This window comes from Pseudophaeobacter leonis (assembly GCF_002087335.1).
Classification (GTDB): Bacteria; Pseudomonadota; Alphaproteobacteria; order Rhodobacterales; family Rhodobacteraceae; genus Pseudophaeobacter; species Pseudophaeobacter leonis.
In genome coordinates this window covers 1-20,755 of record NZ_MWVJ01000067.1, presented here as the reverse complement: position 1 = coordinate 20,755, position 20,755 = coordinate 1, and the positions used below count along the sequence as shown (strand labels likewise).

General features: G+C 60.2%; 16 protein-coding genes and 4 pseudogenes. 13 read left to right on the top strand and 7 right to left on the bottom strand.

Translation table 11 applies throughout. The features are described from left to right. Positions 1-13: 13 nt before the first annotated feature. A complete protein-coding gene (locus B4968_RS14985) occupies positions 14-472 on the bottom strand; it encodes a cupin domain-containing protein (protein ID WP_083100261.1) in 459 nt (152 codons plus the stop codon). A gap of 138 nt (positions 473-610) precedes the next feature. Between B4968_RS14985 and B4968_RS14980 the strand changes: the two genes are divergently transcribed. The 5 genes from B4968_RS14980 to B4968_RS14960 all read left to right on the top strand — a co-directional run bounded on the left by B4968_RS14980 (position 611) and on the right by B4968_RS14960 (position 5,843). Next, on the top strand, positions 611-1,621 hold the full coding sequence (locus B4968_RS14980) for an AraC-like ligand-binding domain-containing protein (protein ID WP_083100293.1): 1,011 nt from the start codon (positions 611-613) through the stop codon (positions 1,619-1,621). 316 nt (positions 1,622-1,937) lie between these two features. After that, positions 1,938-2,948, top strand: coding sequence for a lipid A-modifier LpxR family protein (locus tag B4968_RS14975; RefSeq protein WP_083100258.1), 1,011 nt, complete (start codon positions 1,938-1,940; stop codon positions 2,946-2,948). 110 nt (positions 2,949-3,058) lie between these two features. Continuing rightward, positions 3,059-4,132, top strand: coding sequence for a Hint domain-containing protein (locus B4968_RS14970; RefSeq protein ID WP_083100255.1), 1,074 nt, complete (start codon positions 3,059-3,061; stop codon positions 4,130-4,132). A 275-nt stretch (positions 4,133-4,407) separates the two neighbouring features. Beyond that, positions 4,408-5,028, top strand: a complete 621-nt coding sequence (gene rpsD / locus B4968_RS14965) for a 30S ribosomal protein S4 (protein ID WP_083100253.1) — start codon at positions 4,408-4,410, stop codon at positions 5,026-5,028. Between the two features lie 242 nt (positions 5,029-5,270). Further along, a complete protein-coding gene (locus tag B4968_RS14960) occupies positions 5,271-5,843 on the top strand; it encodes a PA14 domain-containing protein (protein WP_083100251.1) in 573 nt (190 codons plus the stop codon). A 48-nt stretch (positions 5,844-5,891) separates the two neighbouring features. Here B4968_RS14960 and B4968_RS14955 read toward each other — a convergent pair whose 3' ends face one another. Next, on the bottom strand, positions 5,892-6,353 hold the full coding sequence (locus B4968_RS14955; protein WP_083100249.1) for an Lrp/AsnC family transcriptional regulator: 462 nt from the start codon (positions 6,351-6,353) through the stop codon (positions 5,892-5,894). A 106-nt stretch (positions 6,354-6,459) separates the two neighbouring features. Here B4968_RS14955 and B4968_RS14950 point away from each other — a divergent pair. The 4 genes and pseudogenes from B4968_RS14950 (at position 6,460) to B4968_RS14935 (ending at position 10,880) form a co-directional block, all read left to right on the top strand. Beyond that, positions 6,460-7,884: pseudogene (locus B4968_RS14950) on the top strand (aminotransferase class V-fold PLP-dependent enzyme). Between the two features lie 209 nt (positions 7,885-8,093). Continuing rightward, a complete protein-coding gene (hisC, locus tag B4968_RS14945) occupies positions 8,094-9,185 on the top strand; it encodes a histidinol-phosphate transaminase (RefSeq protein ID WP_083100247.1) in 1,092 nt (363 codons plus the stop codon). After that, positions 9,182-10,101 (top strand): annotated as a pseudogene (locus tag B4968_RS14940) (prephenate/arogenate dehydrogenase family protein). Before hisC ends, B4968_RS14940 begins: the two are co-directional and overlap by 4 nt. Beyond that, positions 10,098-10,880, top strand: a complete 783-nt coding sequence (locus B4968_RS14935; protein ID WP_083100245.1) for an extensin-like domain-containing protein — start codon at positions 10,098-10,100, stop codon at positions 10,878-10,880. Before B4968_RS14940 ends, B4968_RS14935 begins: the two are co-directional and overlap by 4 nt. Before the next feature lie 53 nt (positions 10,881-10,933). Here the strand turns inward: B4968_RS14935 and B4968_RS24605 are convergent, their stop codons facing one another. Together B4968_RS24605 and B4968_RS24600 are read right to left on the bottom strand one after the other, a co-directional pair. Beyond that, positions 10,934-11,314 carry a DUF2125 domain-containing protein gene (locus tag B4968_RS24605; protein WP_241525770.1) on the bottom strand — a complete coding sequence of 127 codons (381 nt, stop codon included), beginning with the start codon at positions 11,312-11,314 and terminating at the stop codon, positions 10,934-10,936. A 37-nt stretch (positions 11,315-11,351) separates the two neighbouring features. Continuing rightward, entirely contained in the window at positions 11,352-11,720 is a 369-nt protein-coding gene (locus tag B4968_RS24600) for a DUF2125 domain-containing protein (RefSeq protein WP_241525769.1), read from the bottom strand. 85 nt (positions 11,721-11,805) lie between these two features. Here B4968_RS24600 and B4968_RS14925 point away from each other — a divergent pair, with 85 nt between their 5' ends. The 3 genes and pseudogenes from B4968_RS14925 to B4968_RS26400 form a co-directional block, all read left to right on the top strand. Then, on the top strand, positions 11,806-12,336 hold the full coding sequence (locus B4968_RS14925) for a gamma-glutamylcyclotransferase (protein WP_083100243.1): 531 nt from the start codon (positions 11,806-11,808) through the stop codon (positions 12,334-12,336). A gap of 75 nt (positions 12,337-12,411) precedes the next feature. Beyond that, positions 12,412-13,629 (top strand): biopolymer transporter ExbB, encoded by a 1,218-nt coding sequence (locus tag B4968_RS14920; protein WP_083100241.1) that lies wholly within the window; start codon positions 12,412-12,414, stop codon positions 13,627-13,629. Between the two features lie 3 nt (positions 13,630-13,632). Next, positions 13,633-16,010: pseudogene (locus tag B4968_RS26400) on the top strand (peptidoglycan -binding protein); the annotation flags it as partial. Here the strand turns inward: B4968_RS26400 and B4968_RS26395 are convergent. From B4968_RS26395 to gloB, 3 genes are all read right to left on the bottom strand, one after another. Further along, positions 16,011-16,940, bottom strand: coding sequence for a M23 family metallopeptidase (locus tag B4968_RS26395; protein WP_241525778.1), 930 nt, complete (start codon positions 16,938-16,940; stop codon positions 16,011-16,013). A gap of 227 nt (positions 16,941-17,167) precedes the next feature. Beyond that, complete coding sequence (clpA, locus tag B4968_RS14905) at positions 17,168-19,495, bottom strand: ATP-dependent Clp protease ATP-binding subunit ClpA (RefSeq protein WP_083100237.1); 2,328 nt, start codon at positions 19,493-19,495, stop codon at positions 17,168-17,170. Between the two features lie 205 nt (positions 19,496-19,700). After that, entirely contained in the window at positions 19,701-20,468 is a 768-nt protein-coding gene (gene gloB, locus B4968_RS14900) for a hydroxyacylglutathione hydrolase (protein ID WP_083100235.1), read from the bottom strand. A gap of 87 nt (positions 20,469-20,555) precedes the next feature. Between gloB and B4968_RS14895 the strand changes: the two are divergent. Further along, positions 20,556-20,755, top strand: a pseudogene (locus B4968_RS14895) (hypothetical protein); the annotation flags it as partial.

Sequence of the window (20,755 nt, the reverse complement as noted above, 5' to 3'; positions counted from 1 at the left end):
TGCTTGCCCCTTCTTATTCGGCCGGGGGTGGCAAAAAGTCGACTTCATGCAGCGCTGAAAGGCGCGTCAGCTCTTCGGGGTCGGTCACACCGTCAAGGGCCACAAACAGATCATAAAGCTTGCGAGCCGGGGCGACGCCAAAGACGCATTTGGCACCTGCACCGCTGCGGTTAAAGATCCCGTGGGCAATCCCCATGGGCATGCGCACGGTGTCACCCGGAGCGGCCTTATGCGTGGTGGGCGGGCCTTGGTCATGGCCGAACTCCACCTCCAGATTACCCTCAAGCACATAGATCCACTCGTCCTGGGTGGGGTGAATATGCGGCGGCACAAAGGTGTCGGCCGGAATATCCGCATGCCAGGTAAAGGCATTGTCCGAGTGAAGTTTAGGAGTGTAGGTATGGCCAACCACGTTCCAGGCCACGCCGTTGATCCCCTCGTCAGATTGGGTAACGCCAGCTGTCTCTTTCATGTTTTGCTCCCCGAAATTGAAAGATTATTGCGTTAGCCTAGGCTCGCTGTGACATTTTCTTTGTCCAGAAAGCGAAAAGAAAGCCGCCATGGGCTGAAAAGCTTTGTTTTAAGTCTAAAGTTTATGCAGGGTGAAGGCATGGAGCCCACAGCCTCGACACCTTTGGCCGATCCTCTGAGCGCGCATCCCCTGTTTCACACGCGGGATATTGACCGTGCCCGGCACAATGTTGCCCGCAAGTTTTGCGCGCATGATCTGACGCCTGGACGCCAGTTCAGAAATTTTGAGGCGCGCCATAATCACGTCGCAGGTCAGAGCCTGTCTCTGAACTATCTCAGCTATGGCTGCGAGGTGGCCATCAACCCCGGAGAGCTGGAGCGGTTCTATCTGATCCAGGTGCCGATTGAGGGAACGGCGCGGGTGCAAAATGGCAAGGTTGTGGTTGGGGCGAGCCCTGCGACGGCCTCGGTTCTGAACCCAACCCGCGAAACCCGTATGACCTGGTACGCTGGCTGTCGAAAACTCTTGCTGCAGATCGACCGTGCGGCGTTGCACGCTATGGCCGAACAGCTTTTGGGGCGTCGTCTGACCGAAGCTGTGGTGTTTGACCCTTTGCTGGACTTGACCACGCCCGCCCTGCAGCGCTGGGCAAAATCACTGGGCCTGGCGGTGCGTCTGGCGCAGAACCAGGGGGCCTTTGGTGGGCAAATGCCGCTGCAGCAGGCGCGTTTGGAGGAAGAGCTGATCCTGGGCCTGCTCAGCCATCAGCCCAGCAATATCTTGCATGCCCTCCAGCAGGGGGATCTGTCGGGCGCCGCACCTTTTCAGCTGCGCCGGGCGCAGGACTACATACGGGGCAATCTTGGCGAGCCGCTGACCCTGGCGTTGATCGCCGCCGAGGCAGGCTGCAGCCTGCGCAGCCTGCAAATGGGCTTTAAGCGTCATATGGGCTGCTCGCCGATGCAGTATCTCACCCGCGAGCGGCTGATCCATGCGCATTATCTGTTACAAAGCCTGCCACCGGAGCACCGGGTGGGGGCGGTGGCCTTTGATGCGGGGTTCAGCCACTTGGGGCGATTCTCAATCGCCTATAGGGCGGCTTTTGGCCGCTCCCCACGCGAAACCCTGAGGCAGGGCGGCCCTGCCTGATCTCTGCAGGGACACCGCATATGAGCGGTCGTTAAAAAGCTGCAGATTATCTGCGCCTTTGCGGCGGCAATTGAGGCAGGGGGCTGTGGCTTGGCTGGGCCGCTACCTGATGGGGTAGGGTATTGAAAATATGAAGTTTTTACCTGTCGGATCAGCGCTGCACGCGAACTGTGGCGCGATTGTGGCAAGACGCGGGCATCAGCGCCGGGCATTCCCCTATACTGTGCCTTTGCTGCACTAGTTGCAGTTGTGCGCAAAGTGCTAGCGATTTGTTAGCCTTGTTTCAGTGAAGGCAGGGAACAGCAGGATAAATTTGATGCGACGACAGATAGCGGCCATAGCCCTCGCATTTTTGCTCCCCATGCCGGGGCTCGCAGAGCCAGTACTGCCGGGGCTCGCAGAGCCTGTGACACAGGGGGCAGAGCCGGTGGCACAGGTGGTGGCACTGGGCGTGACACAGGGCGAGACACAGAACCAAGAGCGGCACAAAATTGGCTACGGGCTACTGTTCACCAACGACCTTCTGGGCGATGGCCATGACCGCTGGCGGACCGGATCTGTGACGTCCTCCAGGCTTTATGGCCCGGACTGGCAGGGGCAGGCACCGGCGCAGTTTGGCGCCCTTTTAGAGCTGCGGCTGCAGGGCCAGATTGTCCAGCCTGCCAACCTAAAGGTGCCCAACGCTGCGGATCGTCCCTGGGCCGGGGCCCTGACGGCTGAGCTGAACAGCCACATGCAACGCGGCTCCAATGAGATCTTGCTGGGCGGCGGGCTGGCGGTGATTGGCCCACAGACGCAGCTGGACCGGGTGCAGAGCTGGCTGCATGGTCTGGTCAGCGCACCAAAAGTTTCGGATGTGGTCCTGAACGGGCAGGTGGCAAATAAGATCCAGCCGCTGATCTCGGCTGAGGTCGGGCGGGCCATGACGCTGTCTGACCGGATTGAGCTGCGCCCCTTTGTTGAGGCGCGGGCCGGAGATGAGACCTATCTGCGTGCCGGTTTGGACCTGACCTATGGCCAGTTGGCCCAGGGCGGCCTCTTGGTGCGCGAGACGGTCACCGGACAACGCTACCGCACCATCCAGGGCGAGGCGACGGGCCTCACGCTGACGGCAGGCGCGGATATCGCCTATGTGTCGGACTCGATCTATCTGCCCGACAGCAATGGCTATGATTTGGCAGACAGTCGCCGCCGGGCCCGGGTGGGCCTGCGGTGGCAGGGCGAGAGCGTTGCTGCCTTTTATGGCCTGACCTACCTTGGCAAAGAGTTCACGGGCCAAAGCGACAGCCAGCTGACCGGATCATTGCAGCTGCAATTGAGGTTTTGAAAACACACCCTGCATAGGGTTGGGACTGCTTGCGTGACTTGGCTCTTTATCTGAAAAAGCATGTTTGTTAAGTTTTGCTTAATAAAAATAATGAGCAGGCAAACAGGCAGATGAAAACGGGCTTTCGAGGCACGTTTGTCATTTCTTGGTCGCAAACAGAAATAGACGGTCTTTTGGCCGCACCGGTCGAGATGATCGATGCCGGGGCTGTATGGTCCTGGCAAGGGGAGGCCCTGCGGGTCGATGGCCCCACAGAGCTGTTGCGTTTGGGGAAGGCGAACGGAGAATCCGATCTGAGGCGGCGGGCTGCGCGCTCGGTGCGCCGACTGGTGGGAGCCGCCGTGCAGAACCAGAGTGATCTGAACGAGGTCGCGGTCGATGATCCACTTTTGGACAAGAGTTTTGTGGTCACCAACGGGGTGCAAAGCTACACGGTCACCCTGATTGAAGTCGGCGATGGCGCACGACCTCTCTTGATGTTCGTGGATGAAATCCCCCCAAAGGCGACGGATCTCTGGGTGGTGCACCACTCTTTGGGCAGCATCGCCTGTCCGGGCGATGCGATGCCGGGCCAGCCGGGCAGTGGGGTTATCTGTTTCACGCCGGGCACCAAAATCGCCACGCCCAATGGTCCGCTCCGGGTTGAGGATTTGCGCCAAGGCGACCGGGTTCAGACCCGCGATAATGGCGCCTGCGAGATCCAGTGGATTGGCGCGCGGCGCATCAGTGGGGCGCGTCTTTTTGTGGTGCCAAAGCTGCGGCCGGTACGGATCTGTGTCGGGGCTTTGGGGATCGAGCGGCCTGAAAAAGAGCTGTTGGTGTCCCCGGATCACCGCATGTTGCTGCGGGGCTCTCAGGTGCAGGCTCTGTTCAACACCCCTGAGGTGCTGGTGGCGGCACGGGACCTGATCAATGGCCGCACCATCGTGAGCGATTCTGCAGTGCCGGACGTGACCTACATTCATCTCCTGCTGGGCGCGCATCAGGTGCTTTGGGCCAATGGGGTGGAAAGCGAAAGCTTTCATCCCGCCAGTGCCTCGATGTCGGCGCTGGACACCCAGGATCGTATTCGTCTGAACGGGATTTTGCCGCAGCTTGAGCACGACCCGTACAGCTATGGCGCCTATGCGCGGCGCAACCTCAGCAGCTCTGAAGCGGCCATCCTGATGCATGAGGCTGCATAAACCTGTGCCGCTGGCAAAAAAGCAAAGAGAGCGCTGTTGACTCCGCTCCCTTTGCGCATATAAGCGCCCCTCATTGGTGTTGGTGGACCCCGCAAGGGGATTCCTGTCATAGGTGCGGATCTCTGATCCAACCCTAAGAGGACAACGCCCTTTATAGCCGCCGTTTTTCCGGCTGCGTTCTGGCTGATCATGATTGTAGGCGCCCGCGTCCGCAATCCGAAAAGTGGGAACCGGTTTTCGGGAAAATTGCGGAGCCACTAAAAAGGAGAACAGCCGTGACTAAACGTACGTCTGCCAAGTATAAAATTGACCGCCGCATGGGCGAAAACATCTGGGGTCGTCCTAAGTCCCCAGTCAATCGTCGTGAATATGGCCCCGGCCAGCACGGTCAGCGCCGCAAGGGCAAGCTGTCCGATTTTGGTATCCAGCTGCGCGCCAAGCAGAAGCTGAAGGGCTACTACGGCGATATCACTGAGAAGCAATTCCGCCGCATCTACGCCGAAGCTGAGCGTGTTAAAGGCGACACCGGTGAAAACCTGATCGGCCTGCTCGAGCGCCGTCTGGACGCCGTTGTCTACCGCGCCAAGTTCGTGCCAACCGTTTTTGCTGCCCGTCAGTTCGTCAACCACGGCCACGTCACCGTCAACGGTCAGCGCGTCAACATCGCGTCCTACCGTGTTAAAGAAGGCGATGTAATCGCTGTGCGTGACAAGTCCAAGCAACTGGCAATTCTGCTGGAATCTGTGACCCTGGCCGAGCGTGATGTTCCTGACTACATCGAAGCCGACCACTCCAAAATGACCGCCACATTCGTGCGCGCCCCAGGTCTGGCCGATGTGCCTTACCCTGTTGTGATGGAACCAAACCTGGTGGTGGAATTCTACGCCAAAAACTAATCCTTGCGCCCCTTTGGGTGCTGGAGAAAAGGGCTGCCTGCGGGCGGCCCTTTTTGTTTTTTGGATTTTGGCTGTGTGATTAGGCTGTGTGATCCGCCGCGATCTGAATGTGCAATCCTGATTTGAAGTCACGCTTGCGATACTCCCTAGGCGGAAAAGCGGTTGTCTTTTGCCGGGTCTCGCCGCTACCGTGAAGGAAATGAGCCTGACTACAGAGAGTCGGGCGAAAAGGGGAGTGTGAGATGAAACAGCTTTGGACCAGCACAATCGCCGCAATTGTTTTGACCTGTGCCACCGCGCTGAGTGCGGCACCGTTGAAGCTGCAGCCGGCCAACCCGCAGCCGTCTGGCCTGAAATCGGGGCTTTCGGTGCGCTATGCCTATCCTGAAAATGTCAAAAACCTGTCGGAGGCGTCTTCTGCCCTGACGATCCGCTCTGAGCGTGGACGTCCGTTGAGCGGCCTGGATTACCGCGATACCAACGAAGGGGAGCCAGCACTTACCTCCAAACGGGCAGAACATGTCGCGGCTGCGATCAAGGGCTATGTGCATTTTGCAAAGCCAGGCATTCACAATATCGACTTCCTCACCAACGACGGTCTGCGCGCCACGATTGGCGGCCAGGTGGTGGGCAAATTTGATGGGCGTCAGACCTGTGACACCACCATCATGAGCGAGGTCGAAGTGCCCTCTGCTGGCTGGTACAAACTGGATATTCTGTATTTCCAGCGCTACAATACCTCGTGCCTGCACATGCGCATGGGCGCCAAAGGCAAACGCGTTTCCTGGATGCCAAACAAGGCCTTTGGCCACTAGGGCCTGAAGGCGCGGCTTCCCAGAGTTTCATGTGCCGCTGCCGCCCTGTCAAAGCGGCAGCAGGCGACCTTCGGCAATCGTCTCCATTGCAAAATACGAGGTGACGCTGTCCAGCTCGACGCCACCGATCAGGTGCTGATACACCCGGTCATAGCTGGCCATATCCTGCGTCACCACCTTCAGCTGATAGTCGTAGTCGCCGCCGATACGGTGAAAATCGACCACCTCCGGTATGGTCAGAACATGGCGGCGGAAGGTGTCGAGCCAGTCGGCAGAGTGGTGCCCGGTGCGCAGCATGACAAAGACCACCAGATCCAGTCCCAGCTGCGCACGATCAACCCGCATGGTGGCCCCCAACAGGGTTTTGCTGTCATTCAGAGCCTTCAGACGTCGCCAGCAGGCGTTCTGGGATAGGCCAACCACCTCGGCCAACTCCCGTTGCGACAGGCCCGCGTCCCGTTGCAGTGCTTTCAAAAGTTCTCTGTCAATATGATCTATTATGTGGGGCATTTGCGATCATATGACACAAAAATTCACCGAATCAATCAATAATTTGGAATGATTTCGCGCATCACACATAGGAAACTCATCTTCAGCGATAACTGGAGATGCGCGCATGACCCTTGAGACATTCAAAGCAGAGCTGGCACAGGCCGCAAGTGATGGCAGCCTTGCAAAGGGCCTCGTAGGGGAAGGCATGATGATTCCCGGTCCCGCTGGTGAGGTGCCATTGGTCTATGCCGACTACGTGGCCTCGGGGCGCGCACTGCAGCAGGTCGAGGCGTTTATCGCCACTCAGGTTCTGCCCTATTTCGCCAACTCGCACACCGAGGCCTCGTTCTGTGGTGCCTATGTGACGCGGTTGCGTCGCGCCGCCCGGGCCGAGATTGCCCGCCTGACCCAGGCCTCTGCGCGCGATGCGGTGATCTTTGCGGGCTCGGGGGCAACTGCAGGACTGAACCGGCTGGTCAGCCTGCTTGGGGTCAATGAGGCCCGCGATCCGGTGGTTTTCATTGGCCCCTATGAGCACCACTCCAACATCCTGCCCTGGCGCGAGAGCAAGGCAAAGGTGGTGGAGATCCCCGAGGCCCGCGAAGGCGGCGTTGATCTGGGCGCATTGGAGGCTGCCCTTGCGGCGCATGCGGGAAGTGATTTGCTGATTGGCAGTTTTTCTGCCGCCTCCAACGTGACCGGTATTGTCACCGACCCCGACCCCATTAGCCGCCTGCTGCATGCGGCTGGTGGGCTGGCGATCTGGGACTATGCCGGGGCTGGGCCCTATTTGCCGATCTCGATGCAGGGAGCCAACGGCGCTCACAAGGATGCGGTGGTGGTCTCGCCGCATAAATTCCCCGGTGGGCCCGGTGCCTCGGGGGTGTTGATTGTCAATCAGGACGCCACTCGCACCCGGAGCCCGTCCTGGCCGGGCGGCGGCACTGTCAGCTTTGTTTCGCCCTGGGGGCATGACTACAGCGAGGATCTGGCAGCGCGCGAAGAGGCCGGCACCCCTAATGTGATTGGTGACATCCGGGCCGCGCTGGCCTTTCTGGTGAAAGAGGCCGTGGGAGAGGCGGCAATTGCCAGCACAGAAGCCAGGTTTGCATAGATGGCGCGCGCGGGCTGGGCGGATAACCCGCAGCTCACCGTGTTGGGCCACGCCACAGCGCATCGCCTGCCGATTTTCTCGTTTACCGTGCAGGGTGTGTCCGGCGCGCCGGTGCACCAGCAGCTCTTTACCCGTATGTTGAGCGACCACTACGGCATTCAGGCGCGCGGCGGCTGCGCCTGTGCAGGTCCCTATGCGCATCGCCTGTTGGGTATTGATCACGCGGAATCAGATCAGCTGTTTCAGGAGTTGCAGGCGGGGCGTGAGTTGCGCAAACCCGGCTGGGTGCGGCTAAATTTTTCTTACCTGATGTCCGGGGATACGGCGCAATATATCATCGACAGCGTCAATGAGTTGAGCCGCCGCGCCGAGGATCTGGCGCCGCACTATCAGGCGGACCCCAGCACTGCGCGGTTTCAGCCTTTTGCGGCCTGATGGGGAAATCTTAACAGCGTTCCCCCTGACGGGTCTCAAAGACTGGCCTCAAACGCCGGCGCTGAAATCGGTGGCAGCTTTCCAGTGTTAGTCGACCGGTTCAGTGGGCGGCCTGATTGGGCGGGCTGTCCTTGGCGCGTTGGTAATCTTGTTGCTTTCCCATTGGGTTCTGGCTCGCTATTACCAAGGGGAACCAAGGAGCCCGAAGAATGACCCAGATCACGCCGCAGCCAGGTATTATGGATATCGCTCTCTATCAGGGCGGCGCGGCCCATGTGGCGGGGGTGAGCAATACAATTAAACTTTCCTCCAATGAAAACCCACTGGGGCCCAGCCCACTCGCGATCACAGCCATGCAAGAGGCGGCGGCGACTATGCATCGCCATCCCAGCTCCGATCATTTGGCGTTGCGTCAGGCGATCGGATCAGTCGAGGGGCTGAACCCCGACCAGATCATTTGTGGCGCAGGCAGCGACGAGATCATTGCCTTTTTGTGCCAGTGTTACGCAGGTCCCGGCGACGAGGTGCTTTATACCGAACACGGCTTTGCCATGTATCGCATCAGCGCTTTGGCAGCGGGTGCGACGCCGGTGGAGGTCAAGGAGCGCGAACGGGTCACCGATGTGGATGCCCTGCTGGCAGGCTGCACCGCGCGGACCAAATTGGTCTTTATCGCCAACCCCAACAACCCCACCGGCACAATGATTTCCGCCGCCGAGGTGGCGCGTCTGGCTGATGGCCTACCCGGTGGCGCGCTTTTGGTGCTGGATGGCGCCTATGCGGAATATGTCGAGGGCTTTGATGCAGGCGCTGCGCTGATGGCTGAGCGCGACAATGTTTTCATGACCCGCACCTTCTCCAAAATCTACGGGCTTGGCGGCGCACGTGTCGGTTGGGGCTATGGCCCGGCTGCCATTATTGACGTGCTGAACCGCGTGCGGGGGCCTTTCAACGTCTCGTCCACAGCGCTGGCCGGGGCCGAGGCCGCGGTGCGGGATCGTGCCTATATCGACCGGAGCCGCGCCGAGAACGCCAAATGGCGCAGCTGGCTGTCGCAGGCCCTGGCCGAACTCGGCATTGCCTCGGATACCTCCTGTACCAATTTCATCCTGGCGCGGTTTGCGGATCAGGCCGAGGCTGAGGCCTGCGATACCTACCTGCAGGCGCAGGGACTGATCGTGCGCCGGGTGGCGGGCTACAGGCTGCCCTGCGCGCTGCGCATCACAATTGGCGATGAGGCCGCCTGTCGAAAGCTGGTTGCGGCCATCGCGGGTTTCAAATCAGAGCAGGGTACAGCATGAGCACAATTGTCTACAATCGCGTTGCCCTGATCGGTCTCGGCCTGATCGCGTCGTCCATGTTCTGGGCGATGAAGCGCGCCGGGCTGGCGGGCGAAGTGACCGGCTATGCCCGCAGTGAGGCAACCCGCGATACCGCCCGGCGCATCGGGTTGTGTGACCGCGTCTGTGACAGCGCTGTTGAGGCGGTCAAAGGCGCCGATCTGGTGGTGCTCTGTGTGCCAATTGGCGCCATGGGGCCGGTGATGCCGAGATCGCCCCGGCGCTGAAACCCGGAGCGACGGTCTCTGATGTGGGATCGGTCAAGGCACATGTGATCGAGGCGGTATCACCACATATCCCTGAAGGCGTGCATTTTGTCCCGGCGCACCCGCTGGCTGGCACCGAACACTCGGGTCCTGAGGCGGGCTTTGCCGAGCTCTTTGACAACCGCTGGAGCCTGCTTGTGCCGGTTGAGGGCAGCGACCCTGCAGCCGTAGCGCAGCTGCGCGCGCTCTGGGAGGGCATGGGCGCCTATGTCGAGGAAATGGACGCCGAGCACCATGATCTGGTGCTGGCGGTGACAAGCCATGCGCCGCATCTGATTGCCTATACCATGGTCGGGGTCGCCGATGATCTGCGCCGGGTGACCGATAGCGAGGTGATCAAATACTCGGCGGCGGGGTTTCGCGACTTTACCCGGATCGCAGCGTCGGATCCGACCATGTGGCGCGATGTCTTCCTGACCAACAAAGAGGCAACGCTTGAGATCCTTGGGCGGTTCACAGAAGAGCTTTTTGCCCTGCAACGGGCGATCCGCACCGGTGATGGCGAGCATCTGCATGATTATTTCACCCGCACGCGGGCCATTCGCCGTGGCATCATCGAGGCCGGTCAGGATACTGACGCGCCGGATTTTGGCCGGGTGAAAAAACCATGACCTGCGCGCCTTGTCTCAGGTTGGCTGCAGTGGTTCTGGCCCTGGCTGCTACCGCCGCGCCCTTGCAGGCCACAGCACCTGATGTGTCGCTACGCCCCAGCCTGCGCCCAGAAACTCGGCCTGTCTCGGCGCAGATTCTGGCCGCCGCGATGCTGCCTGCGGATGTCCTAGCAGATGTGATGCAACTCTCGCTGCGCCCGGCTGTGCGGCCCGACACAATTGTCGAGCAGGCGCTGTTCAAGCGGCGACGTCTGCGTAAGGGGTCGGTTTGTGGCGATATCGATATTCAGGGCTCAACGGTTGGATCAGTGGTGGCAAAGCTGCCGGGCTGCGGTGCCAAAAATGCGGTGCGGGTGAAATCCATCGCCGGTGTGACTCTCAGCCGGGAATCGGTGATGACCTGCGAGACGGCAAAGGCATTGAAGCGCTGGGTCTCTAAGGATGTCGAAAAGGCCTTTGGCCGCCGCAACCGTGTCGTCAGTCTGCGGGTTGCAGCGCATTATGCCTGCCGCACCCGCAACAATCGCCCCGGCGCCAAAATTTCCGAACACGGGCGTGGCAAAGCCATCGATATCTCTGGGTTTAAACTGGAAGATGGCACGCTGGTGACGGTGCTCGAAGGCTGGAAGGCACGAGACACCCGTAAACGGCTGGCCAAGATCTGGAAAGCGGCGTGCGGCCCCTTTGGCACCGTTCTTGGCCCGGAGGCGGACCGCCATCACCGCGATCATTTCCATCTCGACGTGGCGCGTCATCGCGGCGGATCGTACTGTCGATAGTATTATCGCAGGTTTGGCGGCATTCGGTTTGCGGGCTTTTGAGGTGTCGGCTGTTATCTCTGGTTAGACATCATATCTGGCCAGACATAAGGTCTCGCTAGCACAACACCCGTTTTGGAGCCGTCCCGACGGGCAAAGGCCCGATCCACATCTGCCCCTGGTGCAAGCGCATGGGTTGTATTGAGCTTTTCGCCCCCACCGCTGCCCACGCCGCCACCGCTGCCGCCACCGCTGCCACTGGCAAAAAGAGACAGCAGGCGTTCCACCACCGCGCGGCTGCTGGGGGGCAACAGGCTGCCCCGTTCCGCGAGATCCAGTATTTCCCGCCAGTTTTCGGCCCTTAACGCCAACGCGCCGGTAAGGCGCCCCTGCGCATCAACCTGCAGCTGGCCGGTGGCCTTAAACCGCATACCGCCCCAGCTGGCCTCGGCCACCTCCAGATCAATGTTGCGCGGCTGCGGGCGGCGCTGCTCAACTGCGCGCCAGCCCCGGTGCCAGTTGCAAGGCGGCCTGCATATGTTGGGCGCGCAATGTATGGGTGCGGTCAAAGACGGAAAACCGCTGCTCGGTTGTGGGAAAGCGCAGGGTCTGCGCGCCGGGCAACAGGGCCGGGCTGTCAAAGGCAATCCAGTCGGCGCTCCAGGCCGCGCCGGTCATGGGGTCCGCCAGCACGGGCTGGGCGATGCCTGTCACATGTCGCAAAGGGAAACCACCGGTGCTCAGGGGCCCATAGGAGACCTGCCAGCCCAGGCGATGCTGATGCGCAAACCAGCTTTCCAGCCTCCCCAGGCCGCGACAGCCCAATAGAGCGTCCAGACCGCAGCTCCGAGGCTGAGCCATTTCCGCAGTCGCATTCTGCAAAGATCCTCTTTTTCTTGATTGATTTTTGCTGTTTATAGGCCCCGAGTAAAAAGGGCCATAGATCATGACAATGTGGGTTTTCGGATATGGATCGTTGCTGTGGAATCCGGGTTTTCCGGTTGCACGCAGTGAAGTTGCGACATTGCAGGGCTTTGCACGCTCTTTCTGCATGTCCTCCATTCATCATCGCGGCACCGAGGCGGCGCCGGGACTGGTGCTGGCGCTGGACGAAATCACTGGCTCCCGCTGTCAGGGGCTTGCACTGGCGGTCGCCCAGGGTGAAGAGCAGCAGACGGTGGCCTATTTGCGCGCGCGCGAATTGATCTCTTCGGCCTATCTTGAGCGCGATCTTGCGATTGAGCTGCACTCGGGCGAACAGGTCACAGCCGTCACCTATGTGATTGACCCGCACCACGAACAGTATTGCGGTGGCATGGCGCTGGAAAAGCAGGCCCAGATTATCGCCACAGCGGTGGGCGGGCGCGGCCCTAATACGGAATATCTTTATAATACTGCCGAACATCTGGCCGAGATCGGCCTTGGAGATGCGGAACTGGAGAGGTTGATGGCACGGGTACGGCAAATAACGGCATAAAGCCTTGTGCTTTACCATCTTTGCCTTTAAGCTCCTTTGGTAACTCAGCAAAAACGTATCAGGACGCATCCGAATATGGCCCAACCAGACCGCAAGATCAGGCCGCAGTTTTCACAACCGGTTCGCCAGATCATCCTGATGCTGATTGTCCTTGGCCTCGCCAGCTTTGGGGTCTTTGTGGCCCTGCCCAAGGTGCTGCCGGTGTTTCAGGCCAATCCATGGCTCAACGGCTTTATCTTTATTGTCTTTGTGATCGGTGTGCTCTCCTGTTTTTGGCAGGTGTTTCAGCTGATCGGCTCGGTGCGCTGGATCGAGAGTTTTGCCTCTGGCGGCAGCCGCGGCGAGAGAGGGGCGCCGTCACTTTTGGCGCCGCTGGCCGCTTTGCTGCGCTCGCGTGCCGCCCGTATGCAGCTGGGCTCCTCTTCGACGCGCTCCATTCTCGACTCTGTCGGACAGCGTATCGACGAAGAGCGCGAGATCACGCGATACATCGGCAACTTATTGATTTTCCTTGGACTTTTGGGGACGTTTTACGGCCTTGCCACCACGGTTCCAGCAGTTGTTGATACCATCCGCAGTCTGTCACCGCAGGAGGGCGAAGAGAGCCTGGCGGTGTTCAACCGCCTGATGACCGGCCTTGAGGCACAGCTTGGCGGTATGGGCGTCGCCTTTGCATCGTCGTTGCTCGGGCTGGCGGGCTCGTTGATTGTGGGGATGTTGGAGCTGTTCGCAGGCCATGGTCAGAACCGGTTTTACCGCGAGCTGGAGGAGTGGCTGTCGTCGTTCACCCGGGTCAGTTTTTCGTCAGGTGAAGAGGGCGATAGCGGTGAGGCTGGTGTCGTGACCGAAGTTCTGGATACGATGGCGGAACAGATGGACGCGCTGCAGGCGATGTTCGTCCAGAACGCGCAAAGCCGCGCCGAAGTCGACAACAAACTGTCGCGGCTGGTCGATGCGATCACCGATATGAATGCCCGTCAGGACCAGACCTCGACTATTTCAGGCGCTCTGGACCGGGTGGCGGTGGGGCAGGAAGCCCTGACTGAAATCATGCGCGCCCAGGGCGATGTTGGAATGGACGCTGAAAGCCGCATGCGGCTGCGCTCGATCGATGTGCAAATGCTGCGCATTCTGGAAGAGATCTCTGCCGGCAGACAGGAAAGCCTGGCTGAATTGCGTAAGGACATCGACCTTATGGTCAAGGCCTTTGCGGTGCCACGCGGGCGCATGCGCCAGCCCCCGGAGCAGGCGCAGACCCCGGCCCAACCCGGTTTTCCGCAGGACGAGGAATAGGCTATGGCCCTGTCGCGGCGCAGCGGTCATAGGTTTCAAAACTCGATCTGGCCGGGATTTGTCGATGCCATGACCGGCCTGCTGCTGGTCCTGATGTTCCTGCTCACCATCTTTATGGTGGTGCAGTTTGTGCTAAGCGAAACAATCAGCGGTCAGGAAACCGAGCTGGACGATCTGTCCTCCGAAATTCAGGCCTTGGCAGACGCCTTGGGTCTGGAAGAGCGCGACAACAGTAGGCTCAACGCGCGTCTTGGCGCGCTCAGCTCAACCCTCTCGACCACCCAGGGTGATCTGGCGAAGGCGCAAAGCGCGATAGATCACCAACGCGCCGTTATTTCCGGCCTGACCGTAGAGCGTGACCAGCAACTTGCAGCCCTGGCGCAGGCGCAAAGCCAGATAACCGCGTTTGAGGCCCAGGTCGCGGCTTTTGTCGCGGGGCGCGAGGCGGCGATGGAAAAAATCGCCGGCCTGACGCAGGACCGCGACCGGCTCACGGCCGAGCGCAGCACGTTGCTGAGCGATCAGGACGCGCTTAATCTCGCGCTGGCGCAGGCGCGGGGCGAAGTTGATGCGGGCGCAGAAGAGGCCCGGCTTGCCGCCGCCAAACGCGAGGCGCTTGAAGCTTTGATTGCCGCGCCGAAATCTGAGGGCGACAGCCGTGCGGCTGAGTTGGCGGATCTGTCCAGCAGGCTCAGCGCCCAAGAAGAATCCCGACTGATTGAGGCCGCCGCCGCCGAGGCTCTGCGGGCCAGACTGGAAAGCGCAGATGCTGAGCGGACCGCCATGACCCTGTCTCTGGAGCGCCAGCGGCCAAGAGGCTGAGGATACCCTGACCCTTCTTGGCCGCGGCTGAGGTGGCGCAGGAGCGTCTGAGCACTGAGCTGGAAAAGGCTTTGACCACGACGCTTGAGGCTGCAAAGGCGCAGACGCAGGACCGGGACGAGCTGGCAGAACGCCTGACGCGGATTTTGGCCCAGATGCAGGTAACGCAATCCGCCGCCGAAGGCCGGGTCTCAGCGCTGGAAACGGAACTGACCCGTCTGCGGCAGGACAGCACCGCAACACGGGAACAACTGACTGCAGATCTTGCAGGTGCCCGTGAGGCTGCCGCGCAGAGCAAGGCGGATCTTGAGGCTGAGCTCGCACGACAGCGGGCAACAAACGTCGAGAGCGAAACGCAGTATCAGGCCGAACTGGAAAACCTGCAAAACCAACACGCGGCAACCCTGGCCACGCTGCAGCAGCAGATGGCCACGCTGCGCACTGAGGCGGATGCCAGCCGCCGCCAGCTTGAATCTGAGCTTGCGGCGCTGCAGGCTGATGCGGCGTCCGTGATGGCCGGGCTTGAGACCGAGCTATCGCAGGCGCAGAATGATCTGGTGCTGGCCCGCAACGCGGCCTCATCGACGGCGCAAGAGCGTGCCCTGATTGAGACGCGTCTGCTGCAGGCTTTGGATGCATTGGAGAATGCGCAGGCAGCGGCCAGTGAGCAGGCGGTGTTGCAGCAACGGCTTTTGGCAGCCCTTAATGCCCAGTCCGACGCAGAAACCAGCGCCTCTGAGCAGCGCGATCTGGCGCAGGCGCGGGCGGACCTCTTGGCCCAGGCGCAGGATGCGCTGTCCGAACAACGATCCGTTTCCGAAAAAGCGCAGCGCGAGACAGCATTGCTGAACCAGCAGGTTGCCGCCCTCAGAGAGCAGCTGGGCGGATTGCAGGCCATTCTGGACGACTATCAGCAGCGGGATGTGGCCCAGAATGTGCAATTGCAGAACCTTGGGCAGGACCTCAATGCTGCCCTGGCACGGGCCGCGTCTGAAGAACGCCGTCGCCGTCTTCTGGAAGAAGGCGAGCGCAAAAGGCTGGAGGTTGAAGCGGAGCGTCTGGCCAGCAGGGCTGAAGACCTTGAGACCAAGGCAGAAGATCTGGAACGGTACCGCTCTGAGTTCTTTGGCCGCCTGAGAAATGTCCTGGGCAATCAGGAAGGTGTGCGGATTGCGGGAGACCGCTTTGTCTTTGCCTCTGAGGTTCTTTTTGATCCGGGCAGTGCGACGTTGTCAGCCGCCGGTGAGGTGGAAATCGCCAAAGTGGCGCGCATTTTGCAGACCGTGGCGGCAGAAATCCCTCCGGAGCTGAACTGGATCATTCGGGTCGATGGTCATACGGATAACACCGCTATGCTGGGCAGCCCAAAGTACAGCGATAACTGGGAGTTGAGCCAGGGGCGGGCGCTTTCGGTGGTGCGCTTTATGATCGAAGGTCTGGGCATTCCGCCGGGTCGTCTTGCGGCCAATGGGTTTGGTGAATACCAACCGGTGAACCCGGCCGACACACCCGAGGCGCGGGCACAGAACCGTCGGATCGAGCTGAAGTTCACAGAGCGCTTAGCAGGGCCCGCTCTTTGCCCGACCGGCCCCTTCCAGCCAGCCCCTCCCAGCTGGCCCCACCCAGTCCAGTCCAGTCCGGTCTCGCCGCAAGCGCGCTATGTGACAAGGCGTAGCGGCACATTCGCCGTCCGTGTTAGCAGCCGCCCTGTTACCAATGGCCCCTGTCATCAAATGGGCAAATTCCCTGACATTGATAATTCTGCTGATCCGGTCGACTTCTTCGTCACCACGCATAAAGACCGCCACACCCTCGTAGGTGCCCTGGACCCATGCCTCGTTGCGCAATCTTTTGCCGGAGGCGCGGAAAAACTGCGCCTGATTGCGTTCCAGTGCGATTTCATGCACCGAGAAAAAGCCAGATGGCCCAGAAATGGACAGGCGAATACGGTCGGCCTTTTGTCCGCCAAAGGCATAGGCCCAAAAGACCAGCGCGGGCGCCGTGTCTGACAGACGGACAACCTTTACATCGCCTGATTTTATCTCTTGGAAGTTAGGAACATAGCTGCTGAACCCGGCCCCCAGAAAGTCGCCGGCCTCATAGGCTGGCGGCGAGGCCCACAGGCCTGGCTCTGCTGCCTCAGCCTTGCAGTTGTTGTGGCCCTGCGGTGCAAAGGGGTCAACCCCCTTGCCTTTGTGGCGCAGCGACAAATGCAGATGCGGGAACTGGGTTTTCCCCGAGAGGCCAACCTCGCCAAGCTGTTCACCAGCCTGTACCTTTTGGCCTTTTTCGACGCGGACCGAGCCGCGCTTCATGTGGCAATACTGCGTTTCCCAGCCGTCTTCATGCCTTACGACAACGCCGTTGCCGCATTCGCGGCCCTTCAGGTTTTCGGCAGTGGCTTTTGTCGCATAGGCATCGGGCATCGAGTCCCGCAGGCCCTTGACGACACCGGGAGCCGCTGCCCGCACAGCAACGCCGCGTCGCATATCTGCCAGATAGGGCAGGGCGATATCAGTGCCCTTGTGGCCGGAATAGCTCAGCGGCTCACAGCGATAGTCTTCAGCGCCGGGGCCAGGGTCATGGTCGACATATTGCTGGATGCGACAGGTCTCGCCAAGGCTGCAGTCAATCGGCCATTGCAAGGTTATGTCGCTCGCCACGGCAGGTGCCGCGACGAGCGAGAAAAAGAACGCTCCGAGTGACTGCCGCATGTTCAGTCAGCAGTCAGCAGCGGCGGTTTGTCTCCGGAGATCCGGGGCTTGGTCGGGCCCTCAATGCGCAGCTCCAGTTTGCCATCTTTGATCCCAACCTTGACCAGGCCACCCTTAGCCAGCTTGCCAAACAGAAGCTCTTCGGCGAGGGGCTTTTTGATGTGCTCCTGAATGACGCGGCCCAAAGGACGCGCGCCCATGCGATCATCATAGCCCCGGTCTGCCAGCCATTCAGCCGCCTTGCGGGTCAGCTCAATCGAGACATTCCGGTCCATCAGCTGGGCTTCGAGTTGCAGAACAAACTTCTCGACGACCTGCAGGATCACCTCTTTTGGCAGCGGTGCAAAGGAGATCACTGCGTCCAGACGGTTGCGGAACTCGGGCGTGAAGGTACGCTCGATGGCGGCGGTGTCTTCGCCCTCGCGGCGATCACGGCCAAAGCCGATGGCCGCTTTGGCCGTATCGGAAGCTCCGGCATTGGAGGTCATGATCAGCACGACATTGCGGAAATTCACCGCGCGGCCGTTGTGATCGGTGAGCTGACCATTGTCCATCACCTGCAGCAGGATGTTAAAGACATCCGGATGCGCCTTTTCGATCTCATCAAGCAGCAAAACGCAATGCGGGTGCTGATCAACGCCATCGGTCAAAAGACCACCCTGATCAAAGCCGACATAGCCGGGAGGCGCACCGATCAGACGGGAAACCGCGTGTTTCTCCATATATTCCGACATGTCAAAGCGCAGCAGCTCAACACCAAGGGTATCGGCCAGCTGTTTGGCGACTTCGGTTTTGCCGACGCCAGTTGGACCGGCAAAGAGGTAGTTGCCAATGGGCTTTTCAGGTTCACGCAGACCTGCGCGCGACAGCTTGATGGCGCTGGAGAGCGCATCAATGGCATCGTCCTGGCCAAAGCCCACCCGTTTCAGGCTCTTCTCCAGATCTTTCAGCACCTCAGCATCGTCTTTGGTGACGCTCTTGGGCGGAATGCGGGCGATTTTGGCCACAACGGCCTCGATCTCTTTGACGCCGATGGTCTTGCGACGCTTGCTTTCCGGCACCAGATGCTGGGCCGCGCCCGCCTCATCGATCACGTCGATGGCCTTGTCGGACAGTTTGCGGTCATTGATATAGCGCGCGGCCAGTTCCACCGCTGATTTGATCGCCTCGGCGGTGAATTTGATGCTGTGGTGTTCCTCAAAGTAGGGCTTCAGCCCTTTCAGGATCTCGATGGAATCCTGCACATTGGGTTCATTGACATCAATCTTCTGGAACCGGCGTGCAAGGGCGCGGTCCTTTTCAAAATGCTGGCGGAACTCTTTGTAGGTGGTCGAGCCCATTGTGCGCAGCTTACCGCCCTGCAGGGCAGGTTTCAGCAGGTTAGAGGCATCCATAGCGCCACCTGAGGTCGCACCGGCGCCAATCACCGTGTGGATTTCGTCGATGAACAGGACACCGTCCGGGTGATCTTCCAACTCGGTGACCACCGCCTTGAGCCGTTCTTCAAAGTCGCCGCGATAGCGGGTGCCTGCAAGCAGCGCGCCCATATCAAGCGAGAAGATGGTGGTATTGGCCAGAACCTCGGGGACTTCTCCCTGCACAATCTTGCGGGCCAGACCTTCGGCAATGGCGGTTTTGCCAACGCCAGGGTCGCCAACCAGCAGCGGGTTGTTCTTGCGACGGCGGCACAGCACCTGAATGCAGCGTTCGACTTCCTGGCTGCGACCGATCAGAGGGTCGATATCGCCTTCGCGGGATTTGGCGTTGAGATCGACGCAGTATTTGTCCAGCGCGCTCTCTTTCTTTTCGCCTTCGGGGGCGGCAGAGCCCATGGCCTCTTCTTCGCCCTCGGGGGCGCCGGTAACCGGGCGGGATTCGCCAAAGGCGGGGTCCTTGGCCACACCATGTGCGATGAAGTTCACCGCATCATACCGGGTCATGTCCTGATCCTGCAGGAAATAGGCGGCATCGCTTTCGCGTTCGGCAAAAATGGCGACCAGTACATTTGCGCCGGTGACCTCGGTGCGCCCAGAGCTTTGAACGTGAATGGCGGCGCGCTGGATAACGCGCTGGAAGGCGGCGGTCGGCACCGCTTCTGAGCCATCGACGTCTGTCACCAGCTTGGCGAGGTCTTCCTCAACAAATTCAACCCGCGAGGTGCGCAGCTGCCCAAGGTCGACGCTACAGGCGCGCATCACGCGGGCGGCTTCGGGTTCTTCTATCAGTGCCAGCAGCAGGTGTTCCAGCGTGGCAAACTCATGGCGGCGCTCATTCGCCAGCGCAAGTGCGGCGTGAATGGCTTGTTCTATTGTGCTCGAGTATGAAGGCACGGGCGTGCTCCTCTGTTCTTGGGTTGGCCGGGGCGGCTGGCCTGTTTACCAATTGCGCCCCTGCATCAACCATGTCGTCATAGTGTTAGAGTTTGGTTGATAGAACGCCAGCTTCAAGGGCTTTATTGCAAAATTCGGTCACAATTGTTGTGAACGCGGTCAAATTGTTACCAGTCTGCTTTGGCCCCATATCTGGTGTTTCGGTCTAAAAACGGTCCTTTCGCAGGCGTATCTCCCTAAATACCTCTGCATTTTCAGCGTCTTCCATGCCTACAGCGGCTTTTAGGTCGGCGCGGTTGGCCCGCAGGAACGGATTGGTGTCGAGTTCGACGCGCAAAAGGGAGGGAACGGTGGCTTCACCTAATTTGCGCTTTGCATTGATTTCAGCGACTCGTTCTACGAGAGCCGCATTTTCGGGTTCAACCGTGATGGCAAAGCGGGCATTGGATTGGGTGTATTCATGGCCGGAATACACCATGGTTTCGGGCGGCAGGGCCATCAGGCGCTGCAGGCTGTGCCACATCATTTCGGCAGAGCCCTCGAACAGGCGGCCACAGCCAAGGGCCATCAGGCTGTCAGCGGTAAAGACCGCCTGGCTCTCGGGCAGATAAAAGGCGATGTGGCCAACCGTATGCCCTGAGACATCGAGGACTTTGACCTCTTCGCCAAAGAGATCAAAGCTGGCATCGTCATTCAGAGCATGATCCAGCGGCGGCAGACGGTGGGCATCTGCTTTGGCGCCGTAAACGCTGGCGCCATAGGTGCGGCGCAGCTCTTGCACGCCGTCGATGTGGTCGTTGTGGTGATGGGTCAGCAAGATGGCGTCGAGGCTCCAGCCGCGGTCGCTGAGGGCAGATTTGATTGCGGCGGCTTCGGGGGCGTCAACCAGAGCGGTGCGACCGCTCTTGGCATCATGCAGAAGATAGGCGTAGTTGTCCGAGAGACAGGGCAGGGTGATGATTTCGAGGGGCATGGTCTTTCGCCTCCGTATTGTTAAACTGCATTGTTAGACTGAATTGTTACACTGCCTCCAGATTGGCCCAAGCAGCAGGCTCCCGCAATGCATCTTGATGTTCAGGATCTTAGGAACTTTTATTACCGCAGCAAACTGGGCCGTGCGGCGCAGGCGTCTGTGCGCAATCGCCTGCTGGAGTTCTGGCCCGAGGCGACGGGGCAAACCATGGCGGGTTTTGGCTTTGCCGCGCCGCTTATGCGGCCCTATCTGGCCGAGGCCCGCCGGGTTATCGCCCTGATGCCGGG

What these genes read in the sequence shown, in the direction of transcription:
- B4968_RS14960 (WP_083100251.1), top strand. Translation starts at nt 5,271, where the DNA reads ATGAAACAGCTTTGGACCAGCACAATCGCCGCAATTGTTTTGACCTGT.
- hisC (WP_083100247.1), top strand. Translation starts at nt 8,094, where the DNA reads ATGACCCAGATCACGCCGCAGCCAGGTATTATGGATATCGCTCTCTAT.
- B4968_RS14970 (WP_083100255.1), top strand. Translation starts at nt 3,059, where the DNA reads ATGAAAACGGGCTTTCGAGGCACGTTTGTCATTTCTTGGTCGCAAACA.
- B4968_RS14985 (WP_083100261.1), bottom strand. Translation starts at nt 472, where the DNA reads ATGAAAGAGACAGCTGGCGTTACCCAATCTGACGAGGGGATCAACGGC.
- B4968_RS24600 (WP_241525769.1), bottom strand. Translation starts at nt 11,720, where the DNA reads ATGGCTCAGCCTCGGAGCTGCGGTCTGGACGCTCTATTGGGCTGTCGC.
- B4968_RS14955 (WP_083100249.1), bottom strand. Translation starts at nt 6,353, where the DNA reads ATGCCCCACATAATAGATCATATTGACAGAGAACTTTTGAAAGCACTG.
- B4968_RS14980 (WP_083100293.1), top strand. Translation starts at nt 611, where the DNA reads ATGGAGCCCACAGCCTCGACACCTTTGGCCGATCCTCTGAGCGCGCAT.
- gloB (WP_083100235.1), bottom strand. Translation starts at nt 20,468, where the DNA reads ATGCCCCTCGAAATCATCACCCTGCCCTGTCTCTCGGACAACTACGCC.
- B4968_RS14975 (WP_083100258.1), top strand. Translation starts at nt 1,938, where the DNA reads ATGCGACGACAGATAGCGGCCATAGCCCTCGCATTTTTGCTCCCCATG.
- B4968_RS26395 (WP_241525778.1), bottom strand. Translation starts at nt 16,940, where the DNA reads ATGCGACGCGGCGTTGCTGTGCGGGCAGCGGCTCCCGGTGTCGTCAAG.
- B4968_RS14920 (WP_083100241.1), top strand. Translation starts at nt 12,412, where the DNA reads ATGGCCCAACCAGACCGCAAGATCAGGCCGCAGTTTTCACAACCGGTT.
- B4968_RS14935 (WP_083100245.1), top strand. Translation starts at nt 10,098, where the DNA reads ATGACCTGCGCGCCTTGTCTCAGGTTGGCTGCAGTGGTTCTGGCCCTG.
- B4968_RS14925 (WP_083100243.1), top strand. Translation starts at nt 11,806, where the DNA reads ATGACAATGTGGGTTTTCGGATATGGATCGTTGCTGTGGAATCCGGGT.